12 protein-coding genes are annotated in these 14,496 nt (G+C 61.6%); 2 read left to right on the plus strand and 10 right to left on the minus strand.

Going from position 1 to position 14,496, the window contains the following annotated elements:
* Window positions 1-90: 90 nt before the first annotated feature.
* Complete coding sequence (locus ABIE49_RS37275; RefSeq protein ID WP_354067174.1) at window positions 91-537, minus strand: hypothetical protein; 447 nt, start codon at window positions 535-537, stop codon at window positions 91-93.
* 1,712 nt (window positions 538-2,249) lie between these two features.
* Between ABIE49_RS37275 and ABIE49_RS37280 the strand changes: the two genes are divergently transcribed.
* Window positions 2,250-4,649 carry a hypothetical protein gene (locus ABIE49_RS37280; protein WP_192739733.1) on the plus strand — a complete coding sequence of 800 codons (2,400 nt, stop codon included), beginning with the start codon at window positions 2,250-2,252 and terminating at the stop codon, window positions 4,647-4,649.
* Window positions 4,650-4,810: 161 nt separating this feature from the next.
* On the opposite strand, the gene ABIE49_RS37285 is transcribed toward ABIE49_RS37280, so the two are convergent.
* The 5 genes from ABIE49_RS37285 to ABIE49_RS37305 all read right to left on the minus strand — a co-directional run bounded on the left by ABIE49_RS37285 (window position 4,811) and on the right by ABIE49_RS37305 (window position 8,715).
* Window positions 4,811-6,031, minus strand: coding sequence for an ABC transporter substrate-binding protein (locus ABIE49_RS37285; RefSeq protein WP_192739732.1), 1,221 nt, complete (start codon window positions 6,029-6,031; stop codon window positions 4,811-4,813).
* Window positions 6,032-6,400: 369 nt separating this feature from the next.
* A complete protein-coding gene (locus ABIE49_RS37290) occupies window positions 6,401-6,604 on the minus strand; it encodes a hypothetical protein (protein WP_192739731.1) in 204 nt (67 codons plus the stop codon).
* 24 nt (window positions 6,605-6,628) lie between these two features.
* Window positions 6,629-7,039 carry a hypothetical protein gene (locus tag ABIE49_RS37295; RefSeq protein ID WP_192739740.1) on the minus strand — a complete coding sequence of 137 codons (411 nt, stop codon included), beginning with the start codon at window positions 7,037-7,039 and terminating at the stop codon, window positions 6,629-6,631.
* 66 nt (window positions 7,040-7,105) lie between these two features.
* The gene (locus tag ABIE49_RS37300; protein WP_192739730.1) at window positions 7,106-7,792 is read right to left on the minus strand and encodes a site-2 protease family protein; all 687 of its coding nucleotides are present in this window, start codon (window positions 7,790-7,792) and stop codon (window positions 7,106-7,108) included.
* A 17-nt stretch (window positions 7,793-7,809) separates the two neighbouring features.
* The gene (locus tag ABIE49_RS37305; RefSeq protein ID WP_192739729.1) at window positions 7,810-8,715 is read right to left on the minus strand and encodes a LysR family transcriptional regulator; all 906 of its coding nucleotides are present in this window, start codon (window positions 8,713-8,715) and stop codon (window positions 7,810-7,812) included.
* A gap of 97 nt (window positions 8,716-8,812) precedes the next feature.
* Between ABIE49_RS37305 and ABIE49_RS37310 the strand changes: the two genes are divergently transcribed.
* Window positions 8,813-9,712: a DMT family transporter gene (locus ABIE49_RS37310; protein WP_192739728.1), complete on the plus strand. Its 900-nt coding sequence runs from the start codon at window positions 8,813-8,815 to the stop codon at window positions 9,710-9,712.
* A 6-nt stretch (window positions 9,713-9,718) separates the two neighbouring features.
* On the opposite strand, the gene ABIE49_RS37315 is transcribed toward ABIE49_RS37310, so the two are convergent.
* The 4 genes from ABIE49_RS37315 to gntR all read right to left on the minus strand — a co-directional run bounded on the left by ABIE49_RS37315 (window position 9,719) and on the right by gntR (window position 14,389).
* Window positions 9,719-10,465, minus strand: coding sequence for an SDR family NAD(P)-dependent oxidoreductase (locus ABIE49_RS37315; RefSeq protein WP_192739727.1), 747 nt, complete (start codon window positions 10,463-10,465; stop codon window positions 9,719-9,721).
* Between the two features lie 26 nt (window positions 10,466-10,491).
* Window positions 10,492-11,223 carry an SDR family oxidoreductase gene (locus ABIE49_RS37320; RefSeq protein WP_192739726.1) on the minus strand — a complete coding sequence of 244 codons (732 nt, stop codon included), beginning with the start codon at window positions 11,221-11,223 and terminating at the stop codon, window positions 10,492-10,494.
* A gap of 119 nt (window positions 11,224-11,342) precedes the next feature.
* Window positions 11,343-13,163 carry an IlvD/Edd family dehydratase gene (locus tag ABIE49_RS37325; RefSeq protein WP_192739725.1) on the minus strand — a complete coding sequence of 607 codons (1,821 nt, stop codon included), beginning with the start codon at window positions 13,161-13,163 and terminating at the stop codon, window positions 11,343-11,345.
* 194 nt (window positions 13,164-13,357) lie between these two features.
* Complete coding sequence (gene gntR, locus ABIE49_RS37330; protein ID WP_192739724.1) at window positions 13,358-14,389, minus strand: HTH-type transcriptional regulator GntR; 1,032 nt, start codon at window positions 14,387-14,389, stop codon at window positions 13,358-13,360.
* Window positions 14,390-14,496 lie beyond the last annotated feature (107 nt).

The following is a 14,496-nucleotide window of genomic DNA, read 5'->3' on the forward strand; positions in this document are numbered from 1 at the left end:
AACAAAATCTGCCAAGAGCAGACCTTGGACTATCGGCTGCAATGGCTTCGGCCGGCGTTTCGGTCAGCGAGGCATCTCGCCTTCGCTCCATCAACGCATCTGCTGCGCCTTGCCGCTCTGCTCCAAAATCATCTGCAGAGCAGCGGCAAGACGTTCGACCGTGTCGGTTGTTGGGATCCTCTTCAGTAGCCGTCGAACGAAAGGACGCGAAGGTTCGATGAAACACAGGAAGCCGTTCTCGTACTCCTGGTAGTTGCCGCATCCGAGCCAGAGGGGAAAAACAGGATTTTCGAGATCGATCCGCCACCCCCAGTCCTCCGGACCCACGCGCGAAACCGCGAGGCCGTGCCGCGGTAGCTCCTCCGACAACTGTGCCAGTCGTTTCCCATGCAGCCCGGGATTGACCCGTTCATCTTCGCCAGGCTCAGGCGGAAACGCTGTGGAGACGAATTCGAGATGCGTTCTCATTTTGCGGGGCGCGGTTGGATTGTCATACCAGGCGGCGACTACCAATACGGCCCGAAAGTTACCGAGCAATTGCAAAATCCTACGCGTTTGCAGAATGGCCGCTTTGGGTCAATCGCTTCGGTCTGATGATCGGCCAGCCACGTCCGGTCTATCCCCGTCAACGGACACCGCCAGATCGGCCCGGCTCTTCCGCTTCGTGCCAAACGCCGACTTTGCGCCAAACCTCAAGTTTTCCTAATCTGTTCAGGAGGCCTTTAATGACTTGAATTCTATTCATTCAGGCCATGAGCACAACTTTACTTTGTCAGGCGATAGCAGGGCGGACGATGGTATCGTTCACACATCGCGGCGAACGGTACACCGTCGAACCTTATTCGGTTGGATACAAGGAGCGGGATGATCGCGGCCAGCCGCTCCTTCTCCGGGCATGGCATGGAGACGGGTGGCGAGATTTCGAGGTCAAATTCATGAGTGGCGTCGAAATTGACGGTCGACATTTTCCTGCTAGTAGGCTGGGCCATCACCAGATGGCTTTCGTTCTCTGCGATGTCTATGGAAAGACGCGGGCCGTATCGGGGTAGGCTATGCATACAGTCAGGGAATGGATTGTGGCGTCGATTAATCGCATCGTTTCGGGAGAGACATTCACCCGGGAGGATTTCGACGGTCGACGTCCGCTCAGTGGGAATCATCTGAGGTCCGCCCGACCGACGTTGCTGCGTTGCTTCGCGGGCAAGCGCTGTTTTGCGGCCGGGGTGCGACAAATCAACCCGACGGGCAAATCAGTTCTGATTTACGGAATTCATGTCAAGCCCCGAAATGAAAAATATTTCTGTTTACCAGAAGCAAAATCAGGAGTATGTGTTTGCCCATCCCGTCCCACTCAGAGGGCGTCGGCCGTCGTCACGGACGTTGGACGGGTTGCGGTGGACGCTGGTTTACGCTGAGACGATGGCGTGGATGAGCGTACGGCAAAACCGTGTGGTCCTGGCACCCGTTGCAGGTGTACTGTCGGGTAGGCGAGAGCTGAACCGGCGGTGACGGAGTCAACCAAGAACTCGTCTCCGGGGAGATCACGGCATAAGCCGTAAAGCCATTGCGCAGGGAAGGCCGGGTGTTCTCCGCTGCCCTGTATGCTCGTGTGCAGCCTACTTAGTGCAAACCGCACACGGGACCGCGGGTGCAGCGCGCACCCGGTCTTCCCTGCGCCCTCTTACTTTGAGGGCAAGGAACTTCTGGCAAAGCTCGGGCGCAATGCGTCGCGAGAAAGAAAAGTCGCGTTTGGATGATGGTGCAATGACAAACACCGCTGTCGTCCCGGCCTTGAGCTCAGATGCGCAATTGCGCATCGGGGGACCCATACGCCGCGGCCCATCGGTTAGAGCCCTGGCGTTAGAGACCTTCTGCAAACAATGTCCGCCGCGGCGTATGGATCCCGGCGTTCGCCGGGACGACGATAGGGCTAGCTATTTGAAAATTGAATCACAACATCTCGCGACGGATCCTGTTTCGCGCCGTCGCGAGGGAAGGGGCGAACCGATCGCCCAACAGAAATGCCGGCGATCGTTCGCCGGCATTTTTGTTTGATCATTCGCTGGATCATCACGCAGCGCCTAACGCAGATGAGCGAAGCGCTATCCGTCGTCGCAAATGCGAAAGTCTTGGTCGTGCAATCTTCGCGTCTGGTTCGTTGCAGGCGGCGCCACTGTGATTTGGCGCACAGTTCTGCCCGAGTGTGATCTGCCAAACACTGCGCCGTCGTTCAAACCATGGAGGCGTGGATGTTTGGCTTTATCGGGAATGCTTTCGAGGGTGCCGTCGACTGGGTGGAAGATCGGGCAGAGGATGCGGGTGAGGTCATTTCGGATGGGGTTGATGCCATCGCAGGCGGCATTTCGGATGGCGTCGATGGCGTCGGCAGCGGCGCAAGTGCGGGCTGGAATGCAGCGGAAGACGCCGTAGTCGAGATCGGCAACTTTGCTACGTCGGCATTCAGTACCATCGGGAGCGGCATCGGCTCGGGAGCAAGTCTGGTTGGACGTTTCCTGGAATCGGCGCCGACCGACGTCTGGAATGGCGCAAACAAGTTCGTGGATCTCGGGGTGTATGAACTTACCTCGGGCGCGAGAAGAATTGCCGACATCGGCGTCGACCTCGGCGAGACCTTGTGGCAGCGCGGGTCGAACTCGTTCACGGTTGTTACGGATGGTTTCTCGACCCTTGCCGATGAAGGGTTCAACACGATCAGAGGCATTGGCGGCGGACTCGGTAATGCCGGCAGCGCTCTCGGCAACGGTTTCGTCAATGTCTTCAGCGACGGTGTAAGCACCGTCGGCAAGGCTGGCGGGGCGCTGCTTGATGGTGACGTCCTGGAGGCCGGCGAGCACCTGGTGGATGGTGTCGGCAACGCCGCAGAACACGTGGCGGAAGCTGCGGCGGGTGCCGCCGAAGGTGTCGTCGAAGCCGGTTCTGCCGCGGCCGAGGGCGCGCTCGATATGGCCGGCACCGCCGCTGGTATGGCGGGCGAGGTTGGCAAGGATTACATGCAGGCAGCAGGCAAGATCGTGACCAGCGGCGTCGAGGTGGTGGGCGCGATCGCAGAGGCCGAAGTCAAGGTCCTGTACGGCGGGGCGGAAATCGCCGCGGACACGGTTGGAGGTCCGCTTGGCGAATTTTACGGCAACGTCATCCATAATTACGGTGAAGCCGTAACCAGCACGCTGGATCATATGCGCGAGACCATCAACGGTGGTGTCGACGCGGGCACCAGCTGGGGCGGCGAGTATGTCAACATGCTCGGAGAAAATGCCGACACGCTCGGGCATGATGCCGGCCAAGTGGTCGATGACATTTCCCGTGGCGATTTCGATGCCGCGGCGGAGCACCTGGGTGAACTCCTTGAAGACGGGGTCGATGCGCTGAAAGACTTCGGCGAATCCCAGGTCGATGGCGTCAAGGCGCTGGCCGAGATCGCATCTGGCATCAAGACCGTGCTCAATGGTCTGAACGAAGCCATGGCCAAGGCGGGCGGCGGGTTCGTCTCGGCGGTCGGCGAGACGCTCGGCGGCGATGTGGGTGAGGCTCTCGAGGATGCTGGCGACTGGTTTGGCGAGAAAACGGAATTGGCTTCGGACCTCGTCCAGGGCGATCTTGAGGGTGCGGCCAAGGAAGGCGCGAAGGAACTCGGTGGCCTCGGCGGCGAGTGGCTTGGCGACCGTCTCCAGGACGGCACCAACTGGCTCGGCAATGAGCTCGGCGGAATCCCCGGTGATGCCATCAAGGCCGGTGGCGACGCTGCCGCCGATGGCATCAAGAGCGCGATGCGGGATCTCGCTGGCTCAGCGGCCGGCAAGGGCCTCGATGCCGTCAACGGTAACGCGAGTCCGCCGCCGGGCGACACCGCTGGAAGCGCGGCCTCGTCCACAGCGCCCCACAAGGATGAGTCGCTGATGGAACGGGGACAGCACGCCGTTGACAACGCGGCCCATGGCCTGATCGACAAGGTGGACAATGCCATCCAGAACACGATGCATGATCCGCAATGGCTGCTTACCCAGATCGCCGACGGGATCAAGGATCATGCCGACGACAAGGGATTTGCCGGCGCGCTTGGCAAGCTGCTTGGCATGACTGACGGCAACCATGCCAATGGCGCCGCCGCCGCGCATGCGGCGGAGGCGGCCCCGACGGGGACTGCGCATGCGGCCCTCACCATGGAGCCGGCTGCGGAATCGTCGGTCAGCAGCTTCTGGGATCAGGCCGGTCAAGGCGATGGACATGGCCTCGACTCTCCGACGGTGGTGCAGGCGCTGACGCAAGGCACGGCCGCTTCGGCGGTGGCCAACGCGGAAATCCCGGTGCTGCAGGCGCAACCCCTTGTGCCTTCCTTCGGCGATCCGGAATCCACGGAAAGCACGTTCGCAGGTCACGCCACCCTGGCGGCGCTGAACCCGCAACCGCTGCCGCCAGACCCGGGCGAGGCCAGCGTCCTTGGCCACGAGTTGAAGGCCTTGCTGCAGGATATCCTGCACGACGCATCGTTCGACGCGATGGAGACGCTGGAAGGCATGATGCAGCATTCGCAGCCGCAGCAGCAGGAACCGCATCTCGACACCACCTTGATGGCGCAGTTCGAGTCGCTGAGGATGCCCGAGAGCGAGTTCGCCCACCAGCTGTTCTGAGCCGGTTGACGATGATGGTCGGCCTCGTCACGCTCCCGCGTGGCGGGGCCACATCTTTCTGATGATTGCCCTTCGTGGAGATCGCTGGCGTCGGCAATCGCCGAACAAGAATGCCGGCGATCGCTCGCCGGCATTTTCATTTGAAACCATCGTGTGAAGGCTCAGGTCTTCTTCAGCAACGGGCAGACGCTCTTGTCCAGCGGAATGAAGGCTTCCTCGGCCGGGATGGTGGCGACGAGGTTGTAGTAGTCCCACGGATATTTCGAATCCGCCGGCTTCTTCACCTCGAACAGATAGGCCGGATGGATCTTGCGTCCATCGGCACGGACCGTGCCCTTGCCGAACAGATCGTCGTCGGTCGGCATTTCCTTCATCTTGGCGACCACCGCGCGGCCGTCATGCGGGTTGCCGCCGAGCGCTTCCAGCGCCTTGAAGTAATGGATCAGCGAGGAATAGACGCCGGCCTGCACCATGGTGGGCGGGCCCTTCTTGTGCTTCTCATTGAAGCGCTTGGTGAACGCCCGGGTCTTGTCGTTGGTGTCCCAATAGAACGTCTCGGTGAAGTTCAGGCCCTGCGCGACCTTCAGCCCGAGCGCGTGAACGTCGGTGATGAACATCAGCATGCCCGCGAGCTTCTGCCCGCCGGAGACGATGCCGAACTCCGCCGCCTGCTTGATCGAGTTGGTGGTGTCGCCGCCGGCATTGGCAAGGCCGATGATCTTCGCCTTCGAACTCTGCGCCTGCAGCAGGAAAGAGGAGAAGTCGGCATTGTTGAGCGGATGCTTGACGCCGCCGAGCACCTTGCCGCCATTGGCGGTGACGACCGCAGCCGTATCGCGTTCGAGTGCGTGACCGAAGGCGTAGTCCGCCGTCAGGAAGAACCAGCTGTCGCCGCCCGACTTGACCAGCGCCTTGCCGGTGCCGTTGGCCAGCATCCAGGTGTCGTAGACCCAGTGGATCGTGTTCGGCGAGCACTGCGCGCCGGTCAGATCCGACGACGCCGATCCGGAGTTCAGATTGACGACGTTCTTGTCCTTGGCAAGGTTGGAGATCGCAAGGCCAACGCCGGAGCTGGCGAGATCGACGAACACGTCGACCTTCTCGACGTCGATCCACTGCTTGCCGATGTTGACGCCGACATCCGGCTTGTTCTGGTGGTCCGCCGAGATCAGTTCGATCTTCCAGCCTTTCGCCAGCAAGCCGGAATCATCGATCGCCATCTGCGCGGCGACGCTGGAGCCGGGGCCGCCGATGTCGGCATAAAGACCCGATTGATCTCCGAGGCTTCCGACCTTGACGACCTTGTCGAGGGTTTGCGCAAACGCTGCGCCTGCAAATACCAGGCTCGTGGTCATCACCAAAGCCGCAATGGATCGCTTCATTTCCCCTCCAAGGAATCGTTCAAGGATATTTTTGCAAGGATATTTTTGAATGTTTGCAAAACTCGCAGCGCCATTATGCCCGGCATCGTGTTCGCCGCCTAGCTGCTGCGACGGATCGTCCGTGCAGGGAATATTCCATGCCGCGGTGAATTCCGGGCACGCGCCGGCGCTGCATGACATTCAAGCGCAATAGTAATGGAACTGAATCGCGAGCGTCGGCCATCGCCAGTAGTAGCGGAAGTCGACATGGACGACGACGAGGCAGATCAATGAAATAGCGCCTTGTACCGGACGCCGTCATGCCGGGCCTTGTGCCAGGCATCCACGTCTCGGCTTAGCTTAAGCAGGAAAGACGTCGATGGCTGTGGGTCAGCCCTCTTTCCCCCATGCCGCATCCTGCCCAATTGGCGTTAGGTACGGAGCGTCTCCGCGCATTGCGACGAGGCCAAGCTCGATCAGCTTCGCCAAATGATCCCTATTGAACGATCGCCTTCCGGCAATGTCCCGCAACGTCCATCTGAGATCGACCGCCTCGATCCCGAACTGTGCAAGCGGATCTGCTTCGTTGCTCATTTCGCTTTCTTGCGCGAGGGTCGCCTACCGCCAGTAATAGCGGATGCCGACATAGACGACGACGAGGCACGCAAAGATCAGCGCCACCGGAAGCCGCGGTTTTGCCTGTGGTCCTGATGCCGCGGCCTTTGGCTTGGCAGGCGGCCGGCGAAAGGCGGTGACGTTGCCGTTGTCGGCGGCGGGATCGCTGGATCGCGCGGGAATTTCCGGCGGGGTTCCGGCGCCGCCCATCTCCGCATAATAGCTCTTGTACATGAGCTGAATCGTAGCCTCGGAAGCATCCGTATCCGTCATCTTTTCGAGCAGCTGCTTGTAGCTGACGAGAAAACCTTGCGCCTCGGCGGGCAGGGCGGAAGCGCCGTTGAGCTTGGCGAGCATTTTCCAGGTGGCAAAATCCGCCCTCGCGCGGGTGTCGGCGCGTCGTGCGATCAACATGTCGGCAGCTTTGATCACCATGGCTCCAAGCCAACTCCTCCGTGTCCGGTGTTCTCTATCTCAGGTTTATGCGTTGCCCGTGATAAAGAGAAGCGCACGGATCACATAGCCGGTCAGTGTTCGCAGTATTGCCGAAATAACATCAAGATTTAGGCCGAGCTGACTGCCCAGGATCGGCAGCAGGATCAGCAGGCCGATCAGGATCAGCATGCCATAGGGTTCCAGCCGCGACAGCGGGTAAGCCAGCACCCGTGGCAGCAGCCCCACTGCGACCCTCCCGCCGTCCAGCGGCGGGATCGGCAGCATGTTGAAGATCGCCAGCACGATATTGATCAGGAACGCATTTTTGAGGTTGTCCGCGGTCCATTGCGCCGCATTCGCGGGCACCAGGGGCATGATATGGAAGGCAAGGGCCACCAGCACGGCCAGGACGATGTTGGTGGCCGGGCCCGCCAGCGCCACCCAGACCATGTCGAGCCGGGGATGGTTCAAATTGCGGAAATTCACCGGCACCGGCTTGGCGTAGCCGAACAGGAACGGCGAATGCGAAAGCAACAGCAATCCGGGGAGAATGACGGTCCCGAACGGGTCGATATGCTTGAAGGGGTTGAGGCTGACCCGGCCGAGCTGCCAGGCCGTGTTGTCGCCGAGGCGATAGGCGGCAAAGGCGTGGGCCGCCTCATGCAGGGTGATGGCGAGCAGGAGCGGCAATACCCAGACCGATACGGCGTATAATGAGATGTTTGAAAACAAGGGACTGTCCACTCAGTTCAGGCAACGCGGATAACGCTGTCAGGTGCGCGCCTTGATAACACCTCATCGCGACGGTTCGAGATGCCGGTGCGCAAATGATCCGCCAGAAGCGCGCCTGCCGGTGATAGGTCAGTGGCGCGATGCAGGCAAATGTCGGCAGCCGGCAGTCTCGGCAGGCCGTCTTGATCCGACAGCACGCGCAAGCGCGGCGGAATGGTGCCGGCCTTCACGACGGTCACGGCAAGACCCAGCCCGGCGACCGCTTCTACGGCGGCAAGGCTGTGGCTGACAAAAGCCAGCCGCCACGGACGCCTGGCGGCATCCAGCGCGTCGATTGCCCATTTCCGGAACAGGCAGCCTTGCGGATACAGTGCCAGCGGCAGCGGCTCCTGCTGTTCGACCGCGTGAGAAGCGCTGGTTGCCCACACGGCTTGTTCGCGGCGCAAGAATTCGCCTTCGCCGCGGCCTTCGGGATGCATTGCGATGACGAGGTCGTAGGCCTCGCCCAGCCTTGCGGGCATCGAGGCTGTGAGCCCGGTTTCCATCTCGACATGGATGCGCGGATAGCCGGCGAGGAAACTTGCCAGCAAGGCGGGGACGACGCAGGTGCCGTAATCGTCCATCACCCCTAACCGAACCACGCCTTCGACCTTGCGCTCGGCGAGCCTGCCGACAGCTTCCTCGTTGAGCGTGAGAATTTGCCGCGCGTATCCAAGCAGGCCTTCGCCCGCGGCGCTCAAATCGACATTCGCCTTGGTCCGGTTGAACAGTTCGGCGCCGAGCCGATCCTCCAGGCGCTTGATCTGCATGCTCACGGCCGATTGGGTCCGGTGCAGCATGATGGCGGCACGGGTGAAGGAGCGGTGGTCCGCCACCGCGACGAATGCCCGCAACAGATCGGGATCAAGGTTGGGTTTGTTCATCACGATACGTTATTTCTTGGATCAATTAAATTCCATTTGTTGATTAGTACCCCTGCCATATCCTCGTGCGCAAGCCGGAAAGGGAAGGATTTGCCCGATGGGAGAAGTTTGGGGTGTGCTGGCGGCGGTATTATCCAGCGCGCTTGGCGGCACTTCGATCGGTGCCACCCGCTATCTCGTGAGCGCGATTGATCCCCTCGCCATCGGCTCGTTCCGGTTCGGCATTGGGTTCGTATTACTGTTGCCGTTGGCGCTGTGGCAGGGCGGCCGTTGGCCCGCACGCCGGGATTGGCCCGCCGTGGCTGGATTGGGCGTGCTGTTCTTTGCCGTATTCCCGCTGCTGTTCAACGCTTCCCTGATCTTCACGACGGCGGCGCGGGGGGCGCTCGCTCTGTCGACCCTTCCGTTGCTGACCATGGTCGTCGGTGCGGCGCTCGGCAGCGAAGCGCTGACGTTGCGCAAATCGCTTGGGGTGGTCATCGCGATGCTCGGCGTCGCGATCGCGCTGCTGTCGGGCCTGGCCTTTGCGCCGCCTGGCGCCTGGCGCGGCGATCTTCTGATGGTGGGTGCCGCCTTGTGCATGGCGTTCTACAGCATCTGGTCCAAGCCATTCATCGCGCGCTCGGGGCCGATTCCGTTCACCACAATGGCCATGGGCGTCGGCGCGGCGTGCCTGATCCTGATTTCATGCGGGCGCGGCAGTTTCGCGCCGGTTGCCGATTTCGCGATGCCGCAATGGCTGGCCGCGATCTATCTTGGTGCGTTCGGCAGCGCGCTCACATTCTATCTTTGGGCGTTCGCGCTGGCGCGCACGACGCCGACCCGTGTCGCCATATCGGTCACCGTCAATCCGGTCGCGGCGTCGCTGGTCGGCGCGGTGTTGCTCCACGAACCGCTCAGCTGGAAGCTGGTCGGCGGCATCGTGACGGTTTTCGTCGGCATCTGGATCGCGACGACGTCAGGGCGGCAGGCGAGGGCGGCAACGCAGCCGTCTTGAGGCTTGCTAGTACGTCGCGCGCCCGCCGGAAATATCGAACACCGCGCCGGTCGAGAACGCGCAGTCTTCCGACGCCAGCCAGGCCACCATCGACGCTAGCTCCTGCACCAGCAGGAAGCGGGCTTTCGGGATTTTCGCCAGCATGAAATCGATGTGCTGCTGCGTCATCTGATCGAAGATCGCGGTCTTGGCGGCCGCCGGCGTCACGGCGTTGACGAGAATATCGTGCGCCGCCAGCTCCTTGCCGAGCGATTTCGTCAACGCGATTACACCGGCCTTGGACGCCGAATAATGCGCGGCGTTCGGATTACCTTCCTTGCCGGCGATGGAAGCAATGTTGACGATACGGCCGTATTTGTTGGCGAGCATCGCCGGCACCACGGCCTTGCAGCAGATGAAGGGACCGTCGAGGTTGATGGCCATCACCTTGCGCCAGTCTCCAAGGTCCATCTCCCAGACGGTCTTGTTGGCACCGGTGATGCCGGCATTGTTGACGAGGATGTCGATCTTGCCGAACGCTTTCAGCGTCGCGTCGCGCGCGCTTTCGACGGCGGCGAGATCGGACACGTCGACCTTGAAGGCGCGGGCATTCTCGCCGATTTCCGCGGCGGTCCGTTCCGCAAACGGCAGATCATGATCCCAGATCGCGACCTTCGCGCCTGACGCCACGAAGCGTTCGGTGATCGCGCGCCCAAAACCCTGCGCGCCGCCGGTAACGACGGCGCAGCGGCCGTTCAGATCGATCTTGTTCATGCTGGAATCCCTTGATCGCGTGGCCGTCAGAGCATGTAGCCGCCATCGACGACGAGGTCGACGCCGGTGGTGAATGCGCTTTCGTCGCTCCCAAGATAGATCGCCATGGCCGCGATTTCCTCTGCGGTACCGAGGCGGCCCATCTTCTGGCGGGCAACGAACTTCTCGCGTCCATCCGGGCCGGCCGCGGCCGCGCGATCGAGCATCGAAGGCGTCTCCACGGTGCCGGGGCAGATGCTGTTGCAACGGATGCCCTGGTTGATGAAGTCGAGCGCAACCGCGCGCGTGAGCAGCGAAACCGCCGCCTTGGACGCACTATAGACATAACGGTTTGCCGGTGGCCGGAGCGCCGCGCAGGACGAGATGTTGACGATGCTGCCGCCGCCGCCTGCGATCATGGCTGGCAAAAACGCCTTGATGGTCCGGTGCATGGATTTGACGTTGAGGTCGAACGAGAAATCCCAGTCTTCTTCCGAACACTCCATGATGGTTCCGTGGTGCACGAAGCCCGCGGCATTGAGCAGGATGTCGATCTTTCCAACGCGCTTGGCGAAGGCGTCGACGTCAGCGGTGCTGCGAACGTCGAGCCGTGCCGTCTCGGCGACGCCTTCCTTGCCGAGCGTGGCGATGCCGCTTTCATTGATGTCGGTAGCGATGACAGTGGCGCCCTCGCGCGCGAATGCTATCGCGCAGGCACGCCCGATGCCCGCCGCCGCGGCGGTGACGACCGCGCGCTTTCCCTTCAGTCGATCAGACATCTTCTTCTTCCTTTGAACCTTAGCGAATTACCTTCGGTGTCATACGCGGGCTTGACCCGCGTATCCATCTTCTCAAGAGGGATGGATTGCCGGGTCAAGCCCGGCAATGACATTGCAGCCTAATGATTATCCCGCGCCACGCCGACCGTGCCGGCGATATCCTGATAGCGCGTGGCGAGTTCCATGCAGGCGCCGGTGGCCTGCTGGCCGACGGTCGAGCGATAGAGTTCCTGCCACGGCGTCTGGTGCGCCGGGTATTTGAAGCCGCCGCCCGCCTTGAGGTCGGCGTGACGCTGCTTCAGTTCCGCATCCGAAATGAGGATGTTCGCCGAGCCCTTGTTGAGGTCGATGCGGACCTTGTCGCCGGTCTTCAAGATCGCGAGTCCGCCACTGGCGGCGGCTTCCGGCGAGGCGTTAAGGATCGATGGCGAGCCCGAGGTGCCGGATTGCCGGCCGTCGCCGATGCAGGGCAGGGCCAGGATGCCGCGTTTGATCAGCGCCGCCGGCGGCTGCATGTTCACGACTTCGGCGCCGCCGGGATAACCGATCGGGCCGGCGCCGCGGATGAACAGCACGCAGTGCTCGTCGATATTGAGCGAGGGATCATCGATCCGGTCGTGATAGTCCTCCGGGCCCTCGAACACGATGGCGCGGCCCTCGAACGCGTTCAGGTCCTTGGCGTTGCTGAGATAGCGGTCACGGAATTCCTTGGAGATCACGCTGGTCTTCATGATCGCGGAATCGAACAGATTGCCGCGCAACACCAGGAAGCCGGCCTCCTTGACCAGCGGCTTGTCGTAGTTCCAGATCACGTCGCCATCGGGCTTTGTCGCCTCGCGGCAATTCTCGCCCATGGTGCGGCCGTTGACCGTTTTGACGGCTTCATGGATCTTCTTGTGCGCCATCAATTCGCGAACCACCGTCGGCACGCCGCCAGCGCGGTGAAATTCCTCGCCAAGATAGAAGCCGGCCGGCTGCAGGTTCACCAGCATCGGGATCTCGTGGCCGTGTTTCTGCCAGTCATCGATCGAGAGCTCGACGCCGATGTGGCGCGCCAGCGCGTTGATGTGGATTGGCGCGTTGGTCGAGCCGCCGATCGCCGAGTTCACCACGATGCAGTTCTCGAACGCCTCACGGGTCAGGATGTCGGACGGTTTGAGGTCCTCCCAGACCATCTCGACGATCCGCTTTCCGGTCTCGTAGGCGATCTGGCCGCGCTCGCGGTAGGGAGCGGGAATCGCCGCGCAGCCCGGCAGCGACATGCCGAGCGCCTCGGCCAGCGAGTTCATCGTCGAGGCCGTGCCCATGGTGTTGCAATGGCCGACCGACGGCGCGGAGGAGGACACGATCTCGATGAATTCGTTGTAGTCGATCTCGCCGGCGGCAAGCCGTTCGCGTTGCTTCCAGACGATGGTGCCGGATCCGGTGCGCTCACCGTTGAACCAGCCGTTCAGCATCGGGCCGCCCGAGAGCACGATAGCGGGCAGATTGACGGTTGCGGCTGCCATCAGGCAGGCCGGAGTGGTCTTGTCGCAGCCGGTGGTCAGCACCACGCCGTCCAGCGGATAGCCGAACAGGAGTTCGACGAGGCCGAGATAGGCGAGGTTGCGATCGAGCGCCGCAGTCGGGCGCTTGCCGGTCTCCTGGATCGGATGCACCGGGAATTCCATCGCAATGCCACCGGCCATGCGGATGCCTTCGCGCACCCGATGGGCCAGTTCGATGTGATGACGGTTGCACGGCGACAGATCATTGCCGGTCTGCGCGATCCCGATGATGGGCTTGCCGGACTGCAATTCTTCCCGGGTCAGGCCGTAATTCAGATAGCGCTCCAGATAGAGCGCGGTCATCCCCGGATTGTGCGGGTTGTTAAACCACTCGAGGGAACGAAGCTTCCTTCCCTTGCCATTGCTGGCACCATTACTGTCGTTTTTTTTCATTGGTTCCTCCCGCACTGCAAACTGCTTAGGGCGGCTCAAATCACGGCAGCGGTTTCCACCATGCTCAAAGTTTCATCCGCTGCAAACGCGGCCGCGCATTCAATTTCATGACTCTTCTGTTCGATCCTAGTTCGCGCCAAAAGACAGCGCTACCATTTTCTATGCAACCCCGCATGAGCCCAGCGAAACAAGGCTCAAACCGTCTGCGGCGTCGAACTTTCGCGGATCATGAGTTGAAAACCAAGGTCGAGGACCGGTTCCCGCGGTCGGCGGCCCTCGATCGCGTCGATCACCATGGTGATGGCGTGACGGCCCATCTCATAGCGATTGGTGCGCACGCTGGTGAGGGAAGGGACGGCGGAAGCCATGAATTCCAGATCGTTGAAGCCGACAATCGCCATCTCGCCGGGAACCGATATCTGGCGGCGCTGGCATTCGAACAGCACGCCGAGCGCAAGGTCGTCATTGACGCAGAATACCGCGTCGATATCGGGCGTCTTTGCAATGAGATCGGCGAACAGCGTCCCGCCAAGCGTCACGGTGGTCGGCACCGTCGTAGTGACGACGAGGTTTGGATCGAACAGCGAGGCCGCCTTCATGGCGTCGCGATAGCCGTCGAACCGCCGCTGGACGCGGGGGTCCATCCGCGCGCCGAGGAAGCCGATACGCCGGCGCCCTTGCTCGAGAATATGCGAAATGGCCGCAAAACCGGCGTCGTAATGCGAAAAGCCGATCATCATGTCGACCGGGCTGTCGCCGATCTCCATGATCTGCGCGACCGGGCAATCCATGGTCTCCAGGATGGCGCGGGATTCCGCGGTCTGGTTGATGCCGGTCACGATCAATCCGGCCGGCTTCTGCGCCCGGAACAGTCGCAGCATCTTCTCTTCCTGCAGGATGCTGTAGCGCGTATTGGTCAACTGGATGCTGTAGCGGCTCTGCTCGGACGAATCGTAAATGCCACGCAGGACGTCGGCGAACACGCTGTTGGTCAAAGACGGAATCACGACGCCGATGACTTCGGTGCGATGCGAGGCCAGCGCGCGCGCCGCCAGATTGGGCACATAGCCCAGTTCCTTTACGGCGCTGTCGACGCGTTCGCGTTTGGCGAGCGACAGCGCATCCGGGTTTCTGAAGAAGCGGGATGCGGTGATTGGCGACACGCCAGCCAGCTTGGCGACCTCGGTGAGGCGGATTTTGCCAGACTTCGTCGGTTTTCGTGCCATTCCGCGCTCTTACCATAACAAACCAGACAAATGAACAATTATTGACAGCGCTACCATCGCATTGCTAAAAACCGCCAAACTGCGGATGATAATGCTTGGCTGAATTC

The organism is Bradyrhizobium sp. OAE829, from assembly GCF_040546575.1.
Taxonomy (GTDB): domain Bacteria; phylum Pseudomonadota; class Alphaproteobacteria; order Rhizobiales; family Xanthobacteraceae; genus Bradyrhizobium.